Raw genomic sequence first — 23390 nt, 5'->3', positions numbered from 1 at the left:
GATGCCTGATTTCATTGCCGAGTGGCTGAACCAGAATGAAATCTTTACCGCCATGACCCTCATGGAGTACTGGGATGGCATGGTCACGACCGTGCATCTGGTGTTCCTGTCCCTGGTCATCGGTTTGTTGGTGGCGGTTCCGCTGGCCATCCTGCGGACGGTTCGCAATCCGTTCGTGTCCGGTCCGGTCTGGCTTTACACCTATCTGTTCCGCGGTACGCCGTTGCTGATCCAGCTTTACATCATCTATTACGGCATTGCGCAGATTCCCGGCATCCAGGAGACCTTCTGGTGGGAGATTTTCCGGGAGCCGTTCTACCCGGCCCTTCTGGCGTTCACGCTGAACACGGCGGCTTATACCACGGAGATTATCCGGGGCGCGATTGTGTCTACGCCCAATGGCGAGATTGAAGCGGCCAAGGCCTATGGCATGAACTGGTTTATGCGGATGCGGCGGATTGTGTTGCCCAGTGCGGCGCGGCGAGCGGTGCAGGCCTATTCCAACGAGGTGATTTTCATGCTGCATGCCAGTGCAATTGCCAGTGTGGTGACCATCGTGGATCTGACCGGGGCGGCCCGTAACATTTATTCCCGGTTCTATGCGCCGTTTGATGCGTTTATCTTTGTGGCGCTTTGCTATATGGCGCTTACGTTTATTCTGGTGTTCGCGTTCCGCAAACTGGAAAACCATCTGCTGAAGCATCAGCGGCCGGTTAGCGGCTGACTTCAGTGCGTTTTACCTATGTGCCCGGGCAGGCAGGGTATTGCCTCCCAGTTTGGTGCCGGGTCGGTTGGCGGGTGTCTTCCCGGGAGACGCTACGAGCACATCCATGTGCGCTTGACTGAGGCCATCCATGGCCTCAGACACTCCCGGAAAGACACCCGCCAACCGCCCTCAGACTTTTCCGTGGAGTCCTCATGACCGCTTGCTCGGATCTATTCGGCAGTTCCCCTGATTGGCTCTCCCACACTCTGGAAAACGCCAGCACAGATCTACCGGAGGTAAAAACCCTCCTCCCCGATGGCACCCGTATCAGCCGAAAGGCTGTGGGTGTGCTGGACATTGTCCCGCCAGCCAGCCGCAACAATCCGAACGCTGAAGCCATCATTGTTTCTGCCGGTGTTCATGGCAATGAAACGGCGCCGATTGAGGTTCTGAACGGGCTGGTTTCCGAGCTGATTGCGGGCGAGTGGCAGCTTGCCTGTCCGGTATTGCTGATTCTTGGGAACCCACCCGCAATGGTCGCGGGGAAGCGGTTTATGGAGGTGAACCTGAACCGGCTGTTTGATGGTGCCCACGGGCGGAGCGAGTATCAGGGGCTGGCCGAGGCTGCGCGGGCGCAGGAGCTTGAGGAGGCGTGCCGGCAGTTTGCGATGGCGAATCCACAGGCGCTTTATCACTATGATCTGCACACGGCGATTCGCCCTTCTCACCGTGAGCGGTTTGCGTTGTATCCGTATGTTGAGGGGCGGACCGTTCCGTCAGAGCAGTGCGAATTTCTGTTGGAGGCGGAGGTGGAGACGCTTCTGCTGCAGCATAAAGCGGGCACGACGTTTTCGTCGTTTTCGTCGTCGCTGCTGAAGGCCGAGAGTTTCACCGTGGAGCTGGGTAAGGTTCGGCCGTTCGGGCAGAATGATCTGGGGCGTTTCTCGGGTATCCGGGATGCCTTGCGACGGCGGTTCCGGGGGCTACCCTCACCTGCTCCACAGCCGCCGTTTGATCACCTGACGGTATTCGAGGTGGTGCATGAGATTCTGAATACCGGGAAGAATTTCCGGTTTCATATTCCGGACGATGTGGCCAATTTCACCGACTACCCGCCGGGCACGGTGGTCTGGGAGGATGACGAGACCAGCTATCGGGTTGGGCATTCGCCGGAGGCGATTGTGTTTCCAAATCCGGAGGTGCCGGTCGGCCATCGAGTCGGGCTGTTGATCCGGCCAAAAACGGGGTCAGGTGAGAGCTTCACCTGACCCCAGTTTCAGCGACTCAGGCCGGGGCGTTTTCGGGTTCCGGCACGCTGACTTTGATCAGCTGGGTACATACAGCCGGTATAACCAGTAATGTGAGCACTGTTGAAGCCAGCAGGCCGGAGATGATGGCCCAGGCCATGGGTGGCCAGAGTGTCGAACTGGAGAATGCCAGAGGCAGCAGGCCGGCCACGGTGGTCGCGGTGGTCAGCAGGATCGGGCGGGTGCGCTGCTCTACCGCGTTGCGCATGGCGTCGCGGATGTCTTTTCCTTTCTCCAGTTCCCGATCCATCACATCCAGCAGAACGATGGCGTTGTTCACCACGATACCCACCAGCGCAATCACGCCCAGCAGCGACTGGAAGCCGAAGGGTGAGCCGGACAGCACAAGCCCCGGGAAGATACCGACGGTGGCCAGTGGCACTGTCAGCAGGATGATGCCGACCCGGCGGAAGGAGTTGAACTGCAGCAGCAGGAAAAACAGCAGCAGCAACATGCCAATAGGGGCTGCGGTGAGCAGAGCTGTGTTGGCTTCACCGGAGCCTTCGGCATCGCCGCCCATGGCCATGCGGGTGCCGGGCGGTAACGGATTTTTCTCAAGGCCGGCGTACAGGCCATCCAGGGCCTGGCTGAAGCTGTAGCCGGTTTCGAGGTTCGCGGTGACGGTGTTCATACGCACGCCATCCCGAAGGTATCGGGCCGCCGGCTCCCAGGTGGTATCCACGGTGGCCACGGCTGACAGTGGTACGGCGTCGCCGCGGTCGTTGTAGATGTTGACGGACAACAATCGCGACAGTGACAGAGCCGTGCCCTCACGGGAACGCAGCACCAGGGGAATGGGATCATCTTCCTGGCGATAGCGCTCGGCAACCACACCAAAACTCTGGCCGTACAGGCTCTGGGCCACATCCGCTCGGGTAAGGCCATATCGGGCCGCGGTGGCGTCGTCCACGTTGATGGCGATGCTGGGTACGCCGATGTCCAGGTCGTGGCGTACGTCAACCGTACCTTCAACACCTCGCAGGATGCTGAAAATCTGTTCCACCGCTTCTATTCGCGAGCCGTCGTCAGCGTGGTAGACGCGGATTTCCACCGGGGCAGCTCTGGGGGGCCCCTGCCCGAGGATACCCACGGTGACATCCAGCTCCGGCATCTCGGCTTTCACATGGGCGCGGATCCAGCGAATCATGCCGGTGGTGTCTTCCAGCGTCGGTGTGGTAACCACCAGACGAGCCCGGTTCGGTGCCTGAGGCGCGCGCTGCAGGTTGTAATAAAAAGAAGGTCCGGTGAAGCCTACGAATCGGTGAATCTCAAGCGCATCCGGCTGTGAGCGGATCATTCGCTCCAGACCTTCGGTTGCCTCTGCCGTGCGAGCCTGGTCGGTGCCCTCGGGCATATAGACTTCAACAATCACCCGGGGGCGATCGGCATTCGGGAAGAACTGCTGGGCCATAAAGGGGGTCATCGCAACACTGATAGCCACCAGGATGGCACCGGCGGCAATCAGTCGCCCAGGATAACGGGAAACCAGACTCCCCAGGAAGCGGGCGACGCCAATCAATCGGTCCTGGCCGGCCTTGCGCCGGGGTTTCAGGAATCGGGCCGCCAGCAGCGGAACGGCGGAAATGGCGAGCAGATAGCTGACCGACAGTGTCAGCATGATCATCACTGGCACGCCGCGGGTGAAGTCAGCGGCACCGCCCTTGGCCAGAAGCAAGGGTGCGAAGGCCGCCAGCGTGGTGCCCGTCGAGGCTCCCAGCGGGCCAGCCAGTTCACTGACGGCTTTGCGCAGGGCATCCAGCCGGCGCATACCCTCATCCAGATGCCCCTGGATGTTTTCGACAATCACGATGGCGTTGTCGATGAGGATGCCCAGGGAGATTACCATGCCGATCACAGCTATCTGGTGCAGCACGCCGCCGCCAAGATCATAGAGCCCGACACTGATCAGGGCCACCATGGGCAGAATCGAGGCCACCAGCAGCCCCATCCGGATACCCATGCCGGTGAAGACCACCGCCACGATAATCAGCACCGAGAGCACCAGGCTCCAGGCCAGGTTGTCGAGTCGTTCCTGTACTTTGTCTGGCTGGAAAAACATCTCGCGGATCTCGTAGGGTTCGAAATCTCCGCGAATCTGCTCCAGGCGTTCACGCACCCGCTCACCGAAACGGATCGCATCGGTGGTGCCTTCTTCCATGATGATGGAGACCAGAACAACCCGCTCGCCGTCATACCAGGTTTCCGGCTGTCTCGGTTCCACCGGCCCGCGCCAGACATCCGCCGCCGCAGCCAACGGTACCTGGGAGCCATCCGGAAGTTCGATGGGTGTTGCCCGGATGGCATCGATGTCGGCAAACTCGCTGTTGGGAAGCACCGACAGGCGGCGGCCGTTCACCACGACGAACCCACCGGGAATGGTCTGGTTGCGCCGGGCCAGCGTGTCCAGCACCCGCGCCGGGGATATGCCAAGCCGGTAGAGCGCGGCATCGTCCAGGGCCAGGGTAATCTGTTCGTCGGCATCGCCTTCCAGCTCAATCCGCGACACACCGGGTAGATCCGAGAGATTCTGCTTCAGCCGTTCGGCCACATCGGACAATTCGGTGACCGAGGGTGAACCACCCACGGCCATGACAATGGCGGGAATATCGATCAGGCGATCGTCGAGCACCATCCGCCCCACGTCATCCGGAAAGTCCTGCTTTGCACGCTCCATAGCCTGGCGCACCCGGTCCCACGCGGGGTCGGTGTCGTAGATATCGTCATTGAGGCGCAGACGAACGATGGCTACGCCGGTACGGGCCGTGGATTGCGTATAATCCACCTCCTCCACCTGACGCAGCTCATCCACCAGGGGCCGGAGTACCAGACGTTCGACAGCCTCGGCACTGGCACCCGGATAATTAATGCTGACCAGGCCGGCCCGGTACGGAAAAGACGGATCTTCCTGTCGCGGCATGGTGCTGTAAGCAGCCACACCCAGCAGGCAGAGCATGGTCACAACCATGCCCAGCAGGCGCTGGCAGTTCAGAAGCCGACGGGTCATCAGCGCACCTCCACGGCATCACCGTCCGCCAGCCGTGTCATTCCGGCATAAACCACCTGATCACCGGGAGACAGATCACCGGAGGTAACCACCACTCGTTCCCCGACAACCCGGTCGACTTCTACCGAAACCCGGTTGGCCACACTATCCCGAACCCGAAACACGCTGACGCCCTCGGCGTTGCGAATCACCGAAAGCAGCGGAACCGTGAGAGCGGATTCCCGCACCGGGGTAATCCCCACCTCTACGGGCGCTCCAGGCTCAAGCGTGTCAATCGGAAGGCTCACCAGAACCGGATGCAACTCACCGCGAATGGCGCTTGCCTGGGCGATTTCAACCACCGAACCGGTTTGCGGCGGCTGACTGCGATCCTGCACCGACCAGACGGGCAACGTCTGCTCCAGTTCCACGTGATCCAGCAGGTAGGCGGGTACCCGCACCTCCACTTCGCGCCCTTCTGGAGAGGACAGCCGCATCACCGGCTGACCGGCGGCAACAAATTCATCCTGTTCAACCAGCAGCGCTTCCACCCGCCCGGAAAAAGGTGCCCGGAGTGTACTCTCTTCCAGTAGCTGCGTTGCCTCAGCCAGGGACGCCCGCGCCGTTGCCACGCTGGCTTCCAGGGAATCCCGCCGCGCTGCAAGCTGCTCGAGTGTCTGTTCTGATACAACACCACGCTCATGCAACCGGCTGGAGCGTTCCCATTCCCGTTGGGCCTGCAGATACTGCGTTCGCAATTCTTCCAGCCGGGCCCGGGCAGAATCCCGGGCCGGCTCCAGGCCGGGATTGTAGACCCGGGCGAGAAGATCACCGGCCTGCACTTTCTGGCCCAGCTCCACCGCACGCTCCCTGAGGGTGCCACTGACCTGGAATGTCAGCGTTGCGCGCTGGGTGGCGCGAACAATACCTGAAAACCGCAGGGGCATATCCTGGCGTTCACCGCCGGTAACCTCTGACACACGCACTGAAACCTTCTGCTCCCCGGATTCCGGGGTTACGTCACTGGCTTTGCAGCCCGACAGAAACAGTGAAAAAACCGCAAGCGAAACGATGGCGACGGGGATTCGAAGTGGTGTCATGACTCTTCCTTTCATCCATGCTCGTGTAGTTGGCGGGGTCCAGTCCCTGGAGAAACCCGATGGTTGATTTAGACATCATGTCATTCTTTGACATTTTGTCAATAATCGGGTTTGATTCGTTTTCAGGTATCCTATGCCTGTTGTTGCCAACCAACCGGATGATTGAATGAGCGAACCGCTGAAAACCCGCCGTGAGCGAGAGAAACAGGCCCGTTACGACACCATTCTGGATGCTGCCGAACTGGTGTTCTCCGAGAAGGGCTACGAGCGCACGTCCATGGACGACATCGCCCGAACCGCCAGTCTCAGCCGGGCCTTGCTGTACGTGTACTTCAAGGACAAGGCAGCGATACAGCGGGGCATCATGCTAAGGGCGGGACACAGCCTGTTCCGGCGGTTCGAAGAGGCAAGACAGACCGCCGACAATGGTCTGGCCCAGATACGGGCAATGGGGGAATCCTATTATCGCTTCTATCTGGAGGAACCGGATTACTTCTCGGCGCTGACCAAGGCATCCACAGCCATGGCCGAGGCCGATGAAAGCCAGGCTGAGGAAATGCTGTGCTCGAAATCAGACCTGATGGAACTGATGGTGGGGGCAATAGAGCTGGGGCTTCAGGACGGCACCATGAACCGGGACCGGATTACCGACCCCGTTCAAACCGCTTTGTATCTGCGCGGTGCCCTGCACGGGGTAATATTGCTATGTCAGTCGGAAATGGGCGAAGGCAACCCGGAATTTCCGGCCGAGCAGTTGATCCGACACACGATGGATATGCTGACGTCGTCGATCTCAGCCTGACGGCCCCGGGGCTCAACAACCTTTAGAGCTGGAAATCATAGATGGAACCCAGGCCCATGATCCCGGTTAACTCATCCAGGGCTTTGCGAACCTCTTCCAGCAACATCGGATCGCCAAGCTCATCCTGGCTAAGCTCATCCCGATAGTGGGCTTCAACCCAGGTGGTCAGACGCTCGTAAAGTTCGTCAGTGAGCAGCACGCCCCGGTTGATAGCCCTGAGCTCCTCGTCATTCAATACCACTCGCAAACGCAGACAGGCAGGCCCACCGCCATTGCGCATGGACTGTTTAACGTCAAAAACTTCGACCGAGGTAATCGGCCCACCGGACTTCACCAGGTTATCCAGATAACGGCTGACAGAAGCCACTTCCCGACACTCGCCGGGCACCGCCAGCAGCATGCCATCCGGCATGTTCAGTAACTGGCTGTTGAAGAGGTAGGACGCCACCGCATCGTCCAGTGGCACATCGGCACTGCTGACCCGCACCGCTTCCAGCTCGGCGCCAGTCAGGCGCTCACGGATATCCGCCAGCACCTGTTCTTCGTCGAGGAACGCCATGTCATGGTAGAAAAGGGTATTGCCGTTACCGACGGCAATCACATCGTTATGAAAAACACCGCCATCAATGGCCTCCGGGTTCTGCTGGGCAAAGACCACATTACGATCCTTGAGCCCATGCAGTCGCGCCACCGCCTGGGAGGCTTCCAGCGTCTGCCGCGCCGGGTATTTCTTCGGTGCCGGCGCCTGTTCGTTGAATGCAATCTGGCCGTACACGAAAAGTTCCACACCGGGTTCGCCGTAACCGGCGCACAGCCGGGTGTGGTTGGCGGCGCCCTCATCCCCGAAGTGACTCACGGATGGCAGTGCAGGATGGTGGGCGAAGTAGCTCTCGTCAGCAAAGATGGCCTTCAGGGAACGCCCAGTCACCGTATGTTCGATGGACCGGTGAAACTTGGCGCTCAGGTTGGCCGGGGTGAAATGCACGCGGTGATCTGACGTGTCGGCACTCGGCGACACGGTGGCCGCATTGGCCGTCCACATCGGCGACGCCGACGAGACCGCCGCCAGTATCGATGGACTGGATTTAGCCGCCTGCGCTAGCACCTGGGCATCCGTCCCTTCAAACCCCAGGGCACGAAGGGTGGGAATGTGCGGGCGTTCATGGGGCGGCAAAACCCCCTGCACATAGCCCCGGTCCGCCAGGCGCTTCATCTTGGCCAGGCCCTGCAATGCCGCCTCCTTGGGATTGGAGACGGAACTGACATTGGACTTGGATGCAACGTTGCCCCAGGACAGCCCTGCGTAGTTGTGAGTTGGGCCAACCAGGCCATCGAAGTTTGCTTCAACCGCGTGTTTCACCATGGCACTGGGTCCCGTTAATCGAAATTGAGGCCGGGTGCCAGAGACTCTGGCAACTCACTCTTGCCGGCCTCCAGAGACGCCATGGGCCAGGCGCAGTAGTCGGCGGCATAGTAGGCGCTCGGGCGATGGTTACCGCTGGCGCCAACACCACCGAATGGCGCGGCACTGCTGGCGCCTGTCAATGGCCGGTTCCAGTTCACAATGCCGGCACGCACTTCCTCCACCAGCCGTTCATAGAGTTTCCGGTCATCTGACAGGATACCTGCGGAGAGCCCGTAGCTCGTGTCATTGGCCAGCTCCAGGGCTTCGTCAAAGCTTTTGTAGCGATACACCATCAGCAACGGCCCGAAGAATTCCTCATCAGTGACGTCGAGCCCAGTGGCATCAATGATACCCGGGGACAACAGGCCGGTTCCCGATTTCAGGGATTTCATTTCCAGCAGGGATTTGCCCCCCTTTTCAAGCAGGCTGGCCTGGGCCGCCAGGAGTTTGTCAGCGGCTTCCGCGGAAATGACCGATCCCATGAACGGCTGCGGATCTGCATCGAATTCACCAACCTTGATCCGTGCGGAGACTTCCACCAGCCGGTCGAGGAACGCGTCGCCTTTCTTGCCCTTGGGCACCAGCAGTCGCCGTGCACAGGTGCAACGCTGGCCGGCCGACAGGAATGCCGACTGCAGGGCGTGATGCACGGCGCCATCCACATCGGCCACGTCCTGCACGATCAGCGGGTTGTTGCCGCCCATTTCCAGGGCCAGGATTTTCTCCGGCTGGCCGCCGAATTGCTTGTGCAGAAGATGGCCAACGGTTGAACTGCCGGTAAAAAACAGGCCATCGATTCCGGGATGATTGGCCAGGGACTTGCCAGTCGACGAGTCACCCTGCACGAGGTTGACCACTCCATCCGGAATGCCAGCCTTCTCCCAGAGTTTCACCGTTAGTTCGGCGACACCGGGGGTCAGCTCGCTCGGTTTGAACACCACCGTGTTACCGGCCAGCAGGGCGGGCACTATGTGGCCGTTCGGCAGGTGCCCCGGGAAGTTATAGGGGCCAAATGCTGCAACCACGCCATGGGGCCGGTGCCTGAGCACCGCGTGCCCACCTGCAACATCGGATTCGGATGTGCCAGTGCGGTCGTTGTAGGCTTTCACCGAAATGCCGATCTTGCCGATCATTGCCGCTACTTCGGTGCGTGACTCCCACAGGGGTTTGCCGGTTTCCAGCCCGATCTGATGGGCCAGCTCTTCCTTGTGAGCTTCCAGCAACTCACCAAAGGCTTCGACCACGGCCTGTCGTTCGGCAAAGCTTTTGCGCTGCCACTTTACAAAGGCATTGCGGGCCTCACGAACGGCCGCATCCACATCTTCAAGGTTGGCGCTTTCACCATCCCAGATTGTCTCACCGGTGACCGGCTGGACAGATTCGAATATCGGCCCATGGCCCTGCAGCCAGAGCCCGTCGATAAACAGTTCACCTGTCAGCTTTGCCATTTCGATGCACCTCCCGGTACTGAGCTTCTATAAGTATGTTTGGTCAGCATCCCCGAGTCTTTCAAGGGGGCCAGACGAACCGGATCACCAGATTCAATCTGCAACGCCTCGGCCACTTCCGGCGGAAGGCTGACGGTATCCGGCCCTATGCAATCTATCGGCAGGGTGGTCACCCGGAAGTCCCGGAATGAGCGGTTCGACACCATCACCCGCTCGTCGGCAGGCACGTTAAGGTTCACTGGCTTTCGAGTAACCATTGCGTGCCGGTTCATGCCTTCCCTCACCGTGCGGATGTTGTGCACGAAGGCTTCGACCACGGGGCCACCATCGAAAATGTCCACCAGCCCGTTAAAGTTGAACCCCTCTGATTGAAGCATGCGAAGCGCTGGCGCGGTGTTGTCATGAACCCGGCCAATGACCGCCCGGGCCGAATCCGGCAGCATGGGCAGGTAGATCGGGTACTTGGGCATCAGCTCGGCAATAAAGGATTTGTTGCCCAGGCCAGACAGCATGTCCGCCTCGCTGAATTCCATGTCAAAGAACTTGGTCCCCAGCGCGTCCCACAACGGGCTTCGACCCTGGGCATCGGACACGCCGCGCATTTCCGCGAACACTTTTTCCGAAAAATGCTTGCGAAACTCATCCAGATACATGAACCGGCACCGGGAGAGCAGCAGCCCGCTGCCCCCGCCTTTGTATTCATCCGACAGCAGCAGCGAGCAGATTTCGCTGGTGTCGGTCATGTCGTTGGACAGGTGCAACGTGGGTGTCCGTACATGCACACCCAGCTCTTTAGAGGCATTCACCGTAACGCTCAGGCGGTAATTGTAGAACACCTCGTCCAGACCAACCCGGGCCTGAATACCACTGATCCCAACGGTTTTTTTGCGCTCGATATCCTCAAGAGCAAACAGATACAAACCTGCTTCCGGCGCAATGCGCTGATTGAACGTCTCACGGGCGTGATTGATTTTTTTCTGGAGGAGCTCTCGGTCCGCCGGCAAGGTGGTCAGCCCTTTACCGGCACCCTGGGCCATGGCGTACAGGTCATCCAGATCGTTTTCCTGTAACGGGCGAATTACCAGCATAAGGTCGCCTCCCCGAGATCGACAGCTACAAACTTTGCCATTCCCAAGCTCGTCATAGCGGCGCAATCCTTACCCGGTCGCCCGCGGTACTGTTCAGCGCCTTCCAGGTCGAAACCGGAACCTTGAGTTTGTCGTCCAGAGTTTCAGCGACCGGTGTGAGGGTGCAGCGAAACTGCTCCCGCTCGCCAGCAGCGATCAGACAGGTTTCACCCACAGCCTCATTACTGCCATGAAGCTCCTTGGGGTGGCTGGTCACCAGGGTTTTCAGGCTATCGGTGCGACCCTCCAGAACCGGGCCGGCATCAAAAATGTCCAGAAAACTGCCCGGCTGGAATCCCTCCCGCTGAAGTAGCTCAAAATTAGGCACGGTTATCTGATGCGGCTGCCCCATCGCCTTCTGGGCAGCCTCACTCAGCAGCGTGACATAAATGGGATTCGGGGGCATGAGCTCGGCAATGAAAGTCTTGCTCAACTGACCGGAGTACTGGTCTGCCGTCTCGAAATCCATATCAAAGAAATGCCGGCCAAGACTATCCCAGAAGGGCACGCTGCCATCCTCCAACTGCACCCCCTGGATTTCCACCGCCATCCGCGAGGTAAACCATTCCCGATGATCTGCAATAAACAGAATCCGGGCACGGGATAGTAATTCGAACGCGTCGGTATTCTGGAGTTCGGGCCGTATGGAGAACGAACACAATAGTGAAACATCGGTCAGCGAGTGAGAGGGGTAGAGCACTTCCACCCGGCGCGACACCCCCAGCTCATGAGACGCATGGATCAGGGCATCCCGGCGGTAACTGTAGAAGGGCTGGCCATTTCCGGCGCGGGCATCAATACCGGCGGTGCCAGCAATGTCTCCGGTCTGGGTGTTTTCCAGCACGAACAGAAACCTGGGCGGATCGTCTTCGGCGCTGATCCTGCCGGCAAAAGACGCCAGGGATTGCTCGATCTTATAAGCCAGGGCGTCGCCCTGCTTGGGCAGAGTGGAAGAAAGACGGGCACACTGGGTGCCCGCCATGGCCAAAATCGGGTCCAGATCATCCGGCAGAGCCGGACGTACCAGCCACATAAAATCTCCTTAGGCCGCCAGTTTTTTCACCGCCGCTTCGAAACGTTCGAGGGCTTCGTCAATGTCCGATTCGGGGATAATCAGGGACGGCGCCAGACGAATCACATTCGCACCGGCCACAAGTACCATCACGCCCTCTTCCAGGCCGGCATTCAGAAAATCCTTGGCCTTGCCCTGCCATTTTTCGGTCAGCACACAACCGAGCAGCAGACCGGCGCCACGAACCTCACTGAACACACCGTAGCGCTCACCAATATTCATCATACCCTTGCGGAGTTTGTCGGAACGGGCTTTCACGCCCTTGAGAATCTCCGGCTGGCTGACGGTGTCCACCACCCTCTGGGCCACGGCGCAGGCCAGCGCGTTACCACCGTAGGTGCTGCCATGGGTCCCAACACCCAGACTGGCGGCAACCTTGGCCGTCGTCAGCATCGCCGCTACCGGGAAGCCACCACCAAGCCCCTTGGCACTGGAGAGAATGTCCGGCACCACGTCGTACATCTGATAAGCGTAGAAGTGGCCACTTCTGCCCACACCAGACTGCACCTCATCAAACACCAGCAACGCGTCATTTTCATCACAAAGCTCGCGAAGCCCCTGGAGGAACGCCTGGTCGCCGGGCATAACGCCGCCCTCACCCTGAATCGGCTCCACCACCACGGCGCAGGTTTTCTCTTTGGAGATCAGCTTCTTCACCGATTCCAGATCGTTGAACTCGGCGTGATGAATACCGCCAGGCGCAGGCTCGAAGCCTTCCAGGTATTTTGGCTGGCCACCCACGCTCACGGTGAACAGGGTTCGCCCGTGGAAGGAATTCTTGAACGAAATGATCTCGTTCTTGTCTTTGCCAAAGTGCTCCCAGGCGTAGCGCCGCGCCAGTTTGAAGGCCGCCTCGTTGGCCTCGGCACCGGAATTGGCGAAGAACACTCGCTCGGCAAAGGTGAGGTCACACAAAGTCTTTGCCAGACGCAGGGCCGGCTCATTGGTCATCACGTTGGACAGGTGCCAGATTTTCTCGGCCTGATCGTGCAACGCACCCACCAGTCCCGGATGGGAATGGCCCAGGCAGGTCACTGCAATGCCGCCCTGGAGATCGATGAACTCGCGGCCTTCCTGATCCCAGATCCGGGAGCCCTCTCCTCGCACCGGAATAATGGAACCGGGAGCGTAGTTGGGCACCATGACTTCATCGAACAGTTCGCGGCTGACGGGGTCTTTATTCATAAATCTCTCTCGGGAAAGCGGCTAAGCACATAAAAATAGTTGAGTGACCACACCAGACAAGTAAGTAGGTGTGCGGACTCTTGCACCATAATACGCCACTCACGGCATAAGAACATCCGGTTCCCCGATGGCCGGCAATTCAATCACCCTGTGCGGCATGCTCCCAGCCTTGGTCCTATCCAACAGCGTGCCGATCAAAAGCTTGTAGGAGTCCAGATCAAAGGTGACCGCCTGGCCGCGGAGAGAAAGATCCTGCAGCTCGTTTTCGTCATGCAGGGTAGCCACGTGCATCCAGTTATAAACCACCAGGATATCCGTGCGGCCGGTTCGGGCATTGCGCTCGACAATCCCAACCGGGCCTTTCCAGGGCCAGGTTTTCAGCCGCAGGCTGTGAAAGGCAATCTGTACCCTGAGATTATAGCGCTCGACATTCTCGAGCTCTTCGCAGGCGCCCTTGCAGCGCCCCAGCGAACGCTGAAAACATGGCCCTTCGTTTTCGGGCTCCAGCCCGAGCAGTCGATTGCACAGCTCGTTCTTGGCCGCGATGCCGCTCAAGGCGCGCTCCGCATCCCGCTTGCTGCGGAACAACCCGAAGTAATCCCCCAACCGGTGCGGCTCGATCTCACGAACCAGCCGAGCCTGCAGATACCCTGCCTCGTTTTTCGAAAGCTCGATGCTCACCAGATTCTTGGCGGCCCGGGACCGACGATTGAACAGGGGCTTCAGCGTCTTGATCTGTTTGAGTTCGAGAAGAAGCGCTCCAAGCTCCCCGGCCGTTTCTGTGCACTCGACGCGACGGAGGCTCTCGGACATCCGCACACCCCGGGACGAGTTATGATCGCCGGAAAAGTGCGACGCCACCCGCTGGGCAATGTTCGTGCTCTTGCCCACATATAAAAGCACATCGTTCTCACCGTAAAAGCGATAAACCCCCGGCCCACGAGGTAGATCCTGAAGGATATCCGTTGGCAGATGAGAGGGTATACTTGGCCGTTGCAGCAGCTCCCGCAGGGCACTTTCGAATCTATCATCCCCCTTCTCTGCACGGGCATGCTCGAAAAACGACAGCATGGCGGAGACATCCCCCATGGCCCGATGCCGCTGAACCTGAGCAAGACCATGACGGGCTATCAGAGCATCCATGTTATGACGCCGGAATTCCGGGTAGAGCCTTCGGGAAAGCTTCACCGTACAGAGCACCTTCGCCGAGAAAAGACGCTCCAATCTGCGAAACTCGGATTTTATAAAACCGTAATCAAAACGGGCATTGTGAGCGACAAACACCTTGTCCTTAAGCTGTTCCTCCAGCTCGTCCGCTACATCCGCAAACAGCGGCGCATCTGCCACCATTTCATTGGAGATGCCAGTGAAGTTTTCGATAAACGGGGAAATCCGCGTTTCCGGATTCAGCAGCGTCTGCCACTCGCCAACAACCTCGCCGGCCCGCCAGAACCGGATACCAATCTCGGTAATCCGGTCCCGGGCTGAATTACCGCCGGTGGTTTCAATATCAAGAAACGCGAACGTGGCTGACTCAATAACTGTACTTTCGGACGTCATGGAACAACTTTACGCCTCATTGGCAACTGCAGATGTCTGTATATGAACGAAAAGCTGTTATAGACATTCGTCTAATTTCTGCATGAATTTATTTGAATTGTCACGAATTCGTAACTACCTTGTTTTTGGGTCCAACAACAAAAATGTGTGGAGACAACAACGATGCAAAGCAACAAACTGAGATTGGCAATTCGTGCGACGGCAGCAGCTGCAGTATTCGGCGTGGCTGGCCAGGCTGGCGCGGTAGAATTGAACACCGGCGACTACAAGACGAACCTTTACGGTTTCGCTCGAATAGTTGCTGCTTACGATATCGACGAAGAAATTTCTAACGGCGGTCGCGCCGGCAATTTCAGCAAAATCACAAAGGGTGATGCCGACACGGCCGACGGCCACTTTGGTATGGACGCAAACACCAGCCGCGTTGGCCTCTCTGTCGTAAACCCGCAAGGCGTAAAAGCTGTCATTGAGTTCGACTTCGACAACAGCGCCAGCCTTGATCCACGCCTGCGTCACGCTTATGGCGAGTACAACAACGTCAGAATTGGTCGGTACTGGTCCAACTATAACTCTTGGGTCGGTAACACTGCCAACGTGGACTTCGATGGCGTTCCAGGTACTGCTGGTGCACAAGACCGGACCGAACAAATCACCTACATGAACGGCCCCCTCTCCTTCTCTCTGGAGAATCCAATCGACTACGGTGGAGTAGTAGGCGCTCCTGCTAAGGCTGGCACTCCCGCACTGACTGCGAAGTTCGAAGATTCACAGGGTGGATTTTCCTACGCAGCAGCCGTCATGGCCAAGCAAACAAGCTATGACACTGGCACAGCCGATGATTCAGCCATTGGCTATGCGGCATTCCTGGCTGGTAAAATTGCCATTACTGACATGATCTCCATTCAGGGCGCGATCAACTTTGCAGACGGCGCCAATGCCTACGTATATCGTGCGGGCAGTAACTTTGCCGGGGCAGATGCGTATGTAGACGGCAATGGCGATCTGGAAACCATTGAAGCAGTAGGCGGCGCTCTGGGTGCTAGCTTTGGTTTGGGTAATGGACGTTCGGTCAACGTAGGCTACGGCACATCAATGTCAGACTTGGACGACGCCGTTCAAAGTGGAGCAGTTGCAGCAACAACGACCGAACAGAACACTTCCATGTATATTAACTACATGTGGAGTCCGGTTGATAGCGTGAGCATGGGTGTACAGTTCGAGAATCTCGAAACTGAAAGCCAAGGCGGAGCCGATGGCGACGCAAATCGTCTCATGTACATAGCTCAATACAACTTCTAATCCTTCCGTTAGAAGTTAGTTGACTCAGCAGAAACCCCGGCTCCGGCCGGGGTTTTTGTTTGTGTGGGCTTTATTCAGACCTCTCCGATTGCTTCTGCCTTGAGGCGCTATTGACCAGCAACACCTCGAAGCTCATTGATTGGTAGGCTAGGCGGAGAGAGATGTACATGCAGAAAAGCGATTAGATAGAAGCCAGAACGAGAAAGGCCGGTGCGACTTTTCAGAACTGTAGAGGGCCATCGATGGCCCGAAACAAGCGCACATGGATGTGCTTGTAGCGTGTTCTGAAAAGTTGCACCGGCCTTTGTCGTGCCACCCAACCCTCAGGCTGGGTGCCACCAGGCTTCAGATCAAAGCAGAAGGGTACGAATGTCCCCAAGAAGCTGACTGAGCACCGCCGTAAACCGGGCCGCATCAGCCCCATTCACCGCACGGTGATCGTAAGACAGCGACAACGGCAGCATCAGGCGGGGCTGGAACTCCTTGCCATCCCAAACCGGCTTCATCGCCGCCTTGGACACCCCAAGAATCGCCACCTCCGGCGTATTCACAATCGGCGTAAATGCCGTGCCGCCAATACCACCGAGACTCGTGATGGTAAAACACGCACCCTGCATCTCTGCCGGCTTCAGCTGTTTGTCCCGCGCCTTCTGGGCAAGCTCGGCGCTTTCCGCCGCCAGCTCCCACAAGCCCTTCTTGTCCACATCCCTGATCACCGGCACCATCAGACCGTGGGGCGTATCCACCGCAATGCCGATGTGAATGTACTTCTTGCGAACCACCTCCTTGCGCTCCATGTCCAGAGACACATTGAACTGGGGCAGTTCCGCCAGCGCCGTGGCACAGGCCTTCAGCAGGAACGGCAGCGGCGTCATCTTCACGCCCTTCTTCTCGCCGGCCGCTTTCTGGGCCTTGCGGAAATCCTCCATATCGGTGATATCCGCATCCTCGAACTGGGTTACGTGAGGCACGTTCAGCCAGCTGCGCTGCATGTTATTGGCCGTGGCGAACATCATCCGCGACATGGCCTCACGCTTCACTTCACCAAACTGACTGAAGTCCGGCAGCTTGACACCCGGAATACCAGAACCGGTAGCAACGCCAGTACCCTGCTGAGCCTGCTTGAGCTGGCTCTTCACGTAGGCATGGACATCGTCCTTGATAATCCGGCTCTTGGGGCCAGAGCCCTTGATGCGGGCCAGATCGGCACCCAGTTCCCGGGCCAGCTTGCGCACGGCCGGGCCAGCGTGGACCTTGGCGCCTGGCGTGGGAGGCTCATAGGTTGCACCCTGGGGCTCGGGCGCTGACTCTGCCTCCTGTTTCGGCTTCTCTTCGGACCTGGGCTCAGGCTTCTCTTCCTTCGCCGGTTCCTCAGACGCGGGCGCCGAGGCTTCTTCCTCTTCGCCACCACCTTCCTGAACCGTCATCTCCAGCAGTTCATCGCCCTCGGAGAGCTTGTCGCCCTCGGATACCAGGATCTTGCCCACCTTGCCCGCATAGGGCGAAGGAATCTCCATGGTGGCCTTGTCCGATTCCACTGTAACCAATGGATCGTCGGCCTCAATGGTATCGCCTTCAGCAACGTTGATTTCTATCACCGGAACATTGTCGAAACCATCCAGCGCAGGAACCTTGACGGTCTCCTTGCGGGAGCCACCAGAAGCCTTCTTCGGCGCTGGCTTGCTCTCTTCGGACTTCTCTTCCTGCTTTGCTTCTTCCTTTTCCTCGGCCTTTTCCTCGGGCTCGTCGCTGCCGGCATCGTCAGAGCCACCGGCGCTGGCTTCCATCATGCCAACAACATCACCTTCTTTTACCTTGTCACCCACCTTTACGGTGATCTTGGTGATCTTGCCGGCACCGGGAGACGGCAGTTCCACCGAGGCTTTGTCTGACTCAACCGTCAGAATCGGATCTTCTTCCTCAACCGAATCCCCTGCGCTGACAATGATTTCGATAACCTCGACCTCATCCGCACCGCCGAGATCCGGAACCTTGATTTCCTGTTCACTCATGGCGGACTCCTTAGCTCAGCACCGGGTTCGTTTTGTTGCGATCGATTCCGTACTTGCGCATGGCTTCGAGAACCACATCGTTCTTCACCTCGCCATCCTGAGCCAGGGCTGACAGCGCGGTGACAGTTACGTAGTAACGGTCCACCTCAAAGAAGCTGCGCAGCTTTTCCCGGGTGTCGCTACGACCAAAGCCGTCGGTACCCAGGGTCAGGTAGGTTTTGGGGATGAACGCCCGGAGCTGCTCGGAGTGCAGCTTGATGTAATCGGTGGAGGACACCACCGGACCCTGCTGCTTTTCAAGCATCTGGGTGACGTAAGCCTTCTTGGGCTTGTCGTCCGGGTGCAGGCGGTTCCAGCGATCAATATGCTGCCCCTCACGGGCAAGCTCGTTGAAGCTGGTAACACTCCACACGTCGGAGGCAACACCCCAGTCGTCTTTCAGCATCTGGGCCGCTGCACGCACCTCGTTAAGGATCGCGCCGGCACCCAGCAGCTGAACCCGCGGGGTCTTCTTACGGCCCTTGGTTTCAACAGACTCGAACAGGTACATACCCTTGATGATGCCGTCTTCGCATCCCTTGGGCATTGCAGGCTGTTCGTAGTTCTCGTTCTCGATGGTCAGGTAGTAGAAGACGTTCTGGTTGTCTTCGAACATCTCTCGCATACCCTTGCGCAGCACAACCGCCATTTCGTAGCCGTAGGCCGGATCATAGGCCTTACAGTTCGGAATAGTGTTGGCCAGCACATGGCTGTGACCGTCCTGGTGCTGCAGACCCTCGCCGTTCAGGGTGGTCCGGCCGGCGGTGCCGCCAATCAGGAAGCCACGGGCCTGGATATCGCCGGACGCCCACGCCAGGTCACCAACCCGCTGGAAACCGAACATGGAGTAGAAGATGTAGAACGGGATCAACGGGAAGTTGTTGGTGCTGTATGACGTGGCCGCTGCCATCCAGGCGGCCATTGAGCCATCCTCGTTGATACCTTCTTCAAGGATCTGGCCCCTCTTGTCTTCCCGGTAGTACATGATCTGGTCACGGTCTTCAGGGACGTACTTCTGCCCTTCTGCCGTGTAGATACCGAGCTGACGGAACATGCCTTCCATCCCGAAGGTACGGGCTTCGTCGGGCACGATCGGCACCACGCGCTTACCAATACGCTTGTCCTTGGTCAGTGCCGTCAGGATACGAACGAAGGCCATGGTGGTAGAAATCTTCCGGTCGCCGGAACCGTCCAGGACCGCCTTGAAGATGTCCAGATCGGGAATCTGCAGTGGCTGGCAATCCTTCCGACGCTTGGGATAGAAACCACCCAGCTCCTGCCGGCGCTTCTTCATGTAGACGATTTCCGGACTATCCGGCGCTGGCCGGTAGTAGGGCACATCCTTGAGCTCTTCGTCTTTCAACGGCACCGCAAAACGGTCGCGGAACGATTTCAGCTGCTCGATATCGAGCTTTTTCAGGGAGTGAGCTGTGTTCTGCGCTTCACCGGCCTCACCAAAGCCGTAGCCCTTGATGGTGTGGGCGAGGATAACCGTCGGCCGGCCGCCATTCTTGTGAATGGCATGGTGGAAGGCCGCGTAGATCTTGTACGGATCGTGACCGCCCCGGTTGAGCTTGTTGATCTCCTCGTCGGAAAGCCCCTCGACCAGCTTGGCCGTTTCCGGGTACTTGCCGAAGAAGTGCTTCCGGGTATAAGCCGGGCCGTTGCTCTTGAAGTTCTGAAGGTCGCCATCACAGACCTCGTCCATGACCCGCTGCATCTTGCCGTCCTTGTCCTGCTCGAACAGGGGATCCCAGTGGCGACCCCAGACAACTTTCAGGACATTCCAGCCAGCGCCCCGGAAGACACCTTCAAGCTCCTGGATGATCTTGCCGTTGCCACGCACCGGCCCGTCCAGACGCTGGAGGTTGCAGTTAACAACGAAAATCAGGTTGCTGAGGTTTTCCCGGCCGGCCATGGAGATGGAACCCAGGGTTTCCGGCTCGTCGCACTCCCCGTCACCAACAAAACACCAGACCTTGCGATCGCCCATCTCGATGAGTTCACGGCTGTCCAGGTACTTCATTACGTGGGCCTGGTAAATCGCCTGAATCGGACCAAGGCCCATGGAAACTGTTGGGAACTGCCAGTAATCCGGCATCAGCCACGGGTGCGGATAGGAAGAAAGGCCAGTGCCGTCTACTTCCTCACGGTATTTGTCGAGATCTTTCTCGTCGAAACGGCCCTCAAGGAAGGAGCGCGCATAAATGCCCGGGGAAGAGTGACCCTGGAAGTAAACAAGGTCGGACTCGCGCTTTTCGTCGCCGCCGTGGAAGAAATAATTGAAGCCAACATCGTAGAGGGTCGCTGCCGAAGAAAACGAGGAAACATGTCCGCCGAGATCACCGGGACGCTGGTTGGCACGCATAACCATGGCCATGGCATTCCAGCGGATCAGGGAGCGGATTCGGCGCTCCATAAAAAGATCGCCAGGCATCGGCGCCTGCTGGGAAACCGGAATACTGTTCCGGAACGGCGTGGTTATGGAATATGGCAGTTCGGTTCCATCGCGGCTCGCCCGCTCGGAAAGCCTCTCAAGAATATATTTGGCCCGGTCTACGCCTTCGTTCTCGATCAGAGATTCCAGCGCATCCAGCCATTCACTGGTTTCAATGGGATCATCGTCCTGGTACATCAAACCCTCCCCTTGGCATCAAAAAGTGCAGCGCCGCCACGATCAGCAGCCGGGCGCGTTGCGGTGTCGATAAGCTGCGATGGAATGCAGTGTTTTGTTATGGGTATTTTCAGCCTGACAGGTGTACCGGCTACCAGTACACAGAACCTGTACAAAGCATAGAACAGCTTTCACACTTTTCCTGCCTGATCACCTCGGTTTCACGGGCTTTTGGCCCCGGGGATGACCGGCATGCCGGCGAAGTGCGTGGATTAGAACACCCGGTTTCGTAGTATTTTTACTACATTTTGACCATCAAATTCAATCAAAGCCCTCCAAACATCCTTTTGTAACGGGCTTCTTTCGGTTACTTACGGAAGAATGACCGTTTTTGGACCAACAGACAACCAGATTGCGACCAATGTCGTAGCATTCGTATCAGGCCGAAAATTGATTACCACGCTAAACGATCTTCTGGCCGCTATTCGCCGATCATTCAGGATATTTAGCGCTTTTTATTGAATTTTCGACTCTTTCCTCAGAAGCGCCCCACTGATCTATTTCAGCTTTTTTATTAGACCTGAAAATATTTCCGGATTTATGTATACTCGCCTGCCTGATTTTTAACCACCCAGGAAAAAGTGGTCGGACCACTTTTTTGTCATTGGCATCAACAGAGGGCGATCTATGAACTCCATCGTCACCTTTCCGAACCGGATTCCCACCACGGAGTTCGAGGAACGGCGTTTCAAGGTCTACACAGACCGCCAGCTCGACAAGATCGAAGTCATTCAGAATCTCCCTGAAGAGACCCTGTTTGAAATGAAAGTGGTAGCCAGCGTGCTGCCGTTCCGGGTCAACGAGTATGTGATCAATGAACTGATCAACTGGGACAAGGTACCCAACGACCCGATCTATCAGCTTGTTTTTCCGCAGAAAGGGATGTTGAAGGACGAGCATTACGAGCGCATGGCGAAACTGCACCGGGAAGGTGCCGACAAGAAAGAGATCCAGGCCGTCGCCAAGGAAATCCGGGACGAGCTCAACCCGCACCCCGCCGGCCAAATGGAAATGAACATGCCGGAGCTCGACGGTGAAGTTCTGGACGGTGTTCAGCACAAGTACCGCGAGACAGTGCTGTTCTTCCCGGCCCAGGGCCAGACCTGCCACTCCTACTGCACCTTCTGTTTCCGCTGGGCGCAGTTCGTGGGTGACAAAGACCTGAAAATGGCCAGCACCGAAGCAGAAAAGCTTCATGGCTACCTGCAGGAGCACACCGAGGTCACTGACCTGCTGGTCACCGGTGGCGACCCCATGGTGATGAAAACCAAGAACCTGGTGCAGTATCTGGAACCGCTGCTACAGCCGGAGTTCGATCATATCCAGACCATTCGCATCGGCACCAAGGCCCTCACTTTCTGGCCCTACCGCTTCGTGACCGACAAGGATGCCGATGAACTGATCGACCTTTTCGCGAAACTGGTCGACGCCGGCAAGCACGTCGCCATCATGGCCCACTACAACCACTGGCAGGAAATCACCACCGAGATTGCCGAAGAGGCCATCCGCCGTATTCGCGCCACCGGTGCCGAGATCCGTGCCCAGGGCCCGCTGATCAAGCACGTCAACGACGATGCCGACGCCTGGGCAAAGCTGTGGAAGAAAGAAGTGCAGCTGGGCATCATCCCCTACTACATGTTTGTAGAGCGGGATACCGGCGCCAAGAACTACTTCGAAGTACCTCTTGTCGAGGCTTTCCACATTTACCGGGAAGCCATGAAGAAAGTCAGCGGCCTGGCCCGCACCGCCCGCGGACCGTCCATGAGCGCCGGCCCCGGCAAGGTGGAGATCCAGGGGATTACCGAAATCAACGGCGAGAAGGTGTTTGTACTGCGCTTCCTGCAGGGCCGCAACCCGGACTGGGTTCAGCGCCCGTTCTTCGCCAAGTACAGCGAGACGGCCACCTGGTTGCATGAGCTGGAACCGGCCTTTGGAGAAGAGAAATTCTTCTTTGAAGATGAGTATGAAGAAATGAAGAAAGGGAACGGATAATCGCCAGCCTCTCTGAAGCGGCCCCGTGGATTGGGGCCGCTTGCCTCTTCAGCGATTGGATCTACGCGCCTTCCAGCTGGGGATGACCCGGAACACCAGCGCGCCAAACACCACTCCGATGATTACGATCAACGCGACCTGAAGGCTTCCATTGTCCATCGCACCCTCATTCAGGGTTTCTGCTGTTACCAGTCCTCCGATCAGGAGCCATGGCGTCAGAAGAATCAGCGCGCTCAATGACAGGAAACGTTTGATTCGATGATTGTCTTTTTGCTTAGGCATAGGACCCTCTCCAAAAGAATGAGCTCATAATTACCGACGGAGACGGCCATTGGATCAGGTGCGTTATTTCTGCCGGACAAACTTGGGCACGAACCCCTCCGGCTTGTCGCTCAACCATTCCACGAACGTTCGCAACTCCTCCAGTTCCAGAAGCTTTTCCCGGGTATTGAAGTGCAGCCCTAGCTCGTATTCCGAGCGAGCCTTATGAATGGCGTTATGGCAGGGACGGCACACCCACAGCGTTCGGGTGATCAAATCGTCCTTGGTGAACAGTTTCTGGAACCGCTTCTTGCGGTGCAGGTGTTTGGGAATCAGGTGGTGCCTGGTAAGTTTCGCAACCGGGCGTTCACAGAGTTCGCAGTTGTCGGGTTGGGGAGGGAGTTTGAGCATTGCGGAA

17 protein-coding genes are annotated in these 23390 nt (G+C 58.0%); 5 read left to right on the top strand and 12 right to left on the bottom strand.

Annotated elements, in window-relative coordinates; translation table 11 throughout:
* Nucleotide 1: 1 nt before the first annotated feature.
* Both ABNF92_RS13870 and astE read left to right on the top strand, forming a co-directional pair.
* Entirely contained in the window at nt 2-724 is a 723-nt protein-coding gene (locus ABNF92_RS13870; protein WP_069181880.1) for an ABC transporter permease, read from the top strand.
* 194 nt (nt 725-918) lie between these two features.
* Nucleotides 919-1974 carry a succinylglutamate desuccinylase gene (gene astE / locus ABNF92_RS13865; RefSeq protein ID WP_349342467.1) on the top strand — a complete coding sequence of 352 codons (1056 nt, stop codon included), beginning with the start codon at nt 919-921 and terminating at the stop codon, nt 1972-1974.
* 16 nt (nt 1975-1990) lie between these two features.
* Here astE and ABNF92_RS13860 read toward each other — a convergent pair whose 3' ends face one another.
* Both ABNF92_RS13860 and ABNF92_RS13855 read right to left on the bottom strand, forming a co-directional pair.
* Entirely contained in the window at nt 1991-5017 is a 3027-nt protein-coding gene (locus ABNF92_RS13860; RefSeq protein WP_349342466.1) for an efflux RND transporter permease subunit, read from the bottom strand.
* On the bottom strand, nt 5017-6096 hold the full coding sequence (locus tag ABNF92_RS13855; protein ID WP_349342465.1) for an efflux RND transporter periplasmic adaptor subunit: 1080 nt from the start codon (nt 6094-6096) through the stop codon (nt 5017-5019). The genes ABNF92_RS13860 and ABNF92_RS13855 overlap by 1 nt, the downstream gene beginning before the upstream one ends.
* A gap of 166 nt (nt 6097-6262) precedes the next feature.
* Here ABNF92_RS13855 and ABNF92_RS13850 point away from each other — a divergent pair, with 166 nt between their 5' ends.
* Nucleotides 6263-6898 carry a TetR/AcrR family transcriptional regulator gene (locus tag ABNF92_RS13850; protein ID WP_069181884.1) on the top strand — a complete coding sequence of 212 codons (636 nt, stop codon included), beginning with the start codon at nt 6263-6265 and terminating at the stop codon, nt 6896-6898.
* 22 nt (nt 6899-6920) lie between these two features.
* On the opposite strand, the gene astB is transcribed toward ABNF92_RS13850, so the two are convergent.
* The 6 genes from astB to ABNF92_RS13820 form a co-directional block, all read right to left on the bottom strand.
* Nucleotides 6921-8261 (bottom strand): N-succinylarginine dihydrolase, encoded by a 1341-nt coding sequence (gene astB / locus ABNF92_RS13845; RefSeq protein WP_349342464.1) that lies wholly within the window; start codon nt 8259-8261, stop codon nt 6921-6923.
* Nucleotides 8262-8275: 14 nt separating this feature from the next.
* Nucleotides 8276-9751: a succinylglutamate-semialdehyde dehydrogenase gene (gene astD, locus ABNF92_RS13840; protein WP_349342463.1), complete on the bottom strand. Its 1476-nt coding sequence runs from the start codon at nt 9749-9751 to the stop codon at nt 8276-8278.
* Nucleotides 9739-10839 (bottom strand): arginine N-succinyltransferase, encoded by a 1101-nt coding sequence (gene astA / locus ABNF92_RS13835; RefSeq protein WP_069181887.1) that lies wholly within the window; start codon nt 10837-10839, stop codon nt 9739-9741. Before astA ends, astD begins: the two co-directional genes overlap by 13 nt.
* Nucleotides 10840-10891: 52 nt before the next feature.
* Entirely contained in the window at nt 10892-11911 is a 1020-nt protein-coding gene (locus ABNF92_RS13830; protein WP_349342462.1) for an arginine N-succinyltransferase, read from the bottom strand.
* A gap of 9 nt (nt 11912-11920) precedes the next feature.
* Nucleotides 11921-13135: an aspartate aminotransferase family protein gene (locus ABNF92_RS13825; RefSeq protein WP_069181889.1), complete on the bottom strand. Its 1215-nt coding sequence runs from the start codon at nt 13133-13135 to the stop codon at nt 11921-11923.
* A 99-nt stretch (nt 13136-13234) separates the two neighbouring features.
* On the bottom strand, nt 13235-14695 hold the full coding sequence (locus ABNF92_RS13820; RefSeq protein WP_349342461.1) for an exonuclease domain-containing protein: 1461 nt from the start codon (nt 14693-14695) through the stop codon (nt 13235-13237).
* A gap of 162 nt (nt 14696-14857) precedes the next feature.
* On the opposite strand from ABNF92_RS13820, the gene ABNF92_RS13815 reads away from it, so the two are divergent.
* Nucleotides 14858-15994, top strand: a complete 1137-nt coding sequence (locus ABNF92_RS13815; RefSeq protein WP_349342460.1) for a DcaP family trimeric outer membrane transporter — start codon at nt 14858-14860, stop codon at nt 15992-15994.
* 350 nt (nt 15995-16344) lie between these two features.
* Here the strand turns inward: ABNF92_RS13815 and aceF are convergent, their stop codons facing one another.
* Nucleotides 16345-18006 (bottom strand): dihydrolipoyllysine-residue acetyltransferase, encoded by a 1662-nt coding sequence (gene aceF, locus ABNF92_RS13810; RefSeq protein ID WP_349342459.1) that lies wholly within the window; start codon nt 18004-18006, stop codon nt 16345-16347.
* A gap of 10 nt (nt 18007-18016) precedes the next feature.
* Nucleotides 18017-20680, bottom strand: coding sequence for a pyruvate dehydrogenase (acetyl-transferring), homodimeric type (gene aceE / locus ABNF92_RS13805; RefSeq protein ID WP_349342458.1), 2664 nt, complete (start codon nt 20678-20680; stop codon nt 18017-18019).
* A gap of 666 nt (nt 20681-21346) precedes the next feature.
* On the opposite strand from aceE, the gene ABNF92_RS13800 reads away from it, so the two are divergent.
* The gene (locus ABNF92_RS13800; protein WP_008169234.1) at nt 21347-22711 is read left to right on the top strand and encodes a hypothetical protein; all 1365 of its coding nucleotides are present in this window, start codon (nt 21347-21349) and stop codon (nt 22709-22711) included.
* 48 nt (nt 22712-22759) lie between these two features.
* Here the strand turns inward: ABNF92_RS13800 and ABNF92_RS13795 are convergent, their stop codons facing one another.
* Nucleotides 22760-22993, bottom strand: a complete 234-nt coding sequence (locus tag ABNF92_RS13795; protein WP_069181894.1) for a hypothetical protein — start codon at nt 22991-22993, stop codon at nt 22760-22762.
* Nucleotides 22994-23056: 63 nt separating this feature from the next.
* Entirely contained in the window at nt 23057-23383 is a 327-nt protein-coding gene (locus ABNF92_RS13790) for a hypothetical protein (RefSeq protein ID WP_349342457.1), read from the bottom strand.
* Between the last annotated feature and the right edge of the window lie 7 nt (nt 23384-23390).

Source organism: Marinobacter sp. MMG032 (assembly GCF_040112695.1).
Lineage (GTDB): Bacteria > Pseudomonadota > Gammaproteobacteria > Pseudomonadales > Oleiphilaceae > Marinobacter > Marinobacter salsuginis.
Note: the sequence above shows the minus strand (reverse complement) of the source record. Positions and strands in the feature narration are given on the sequence as shown.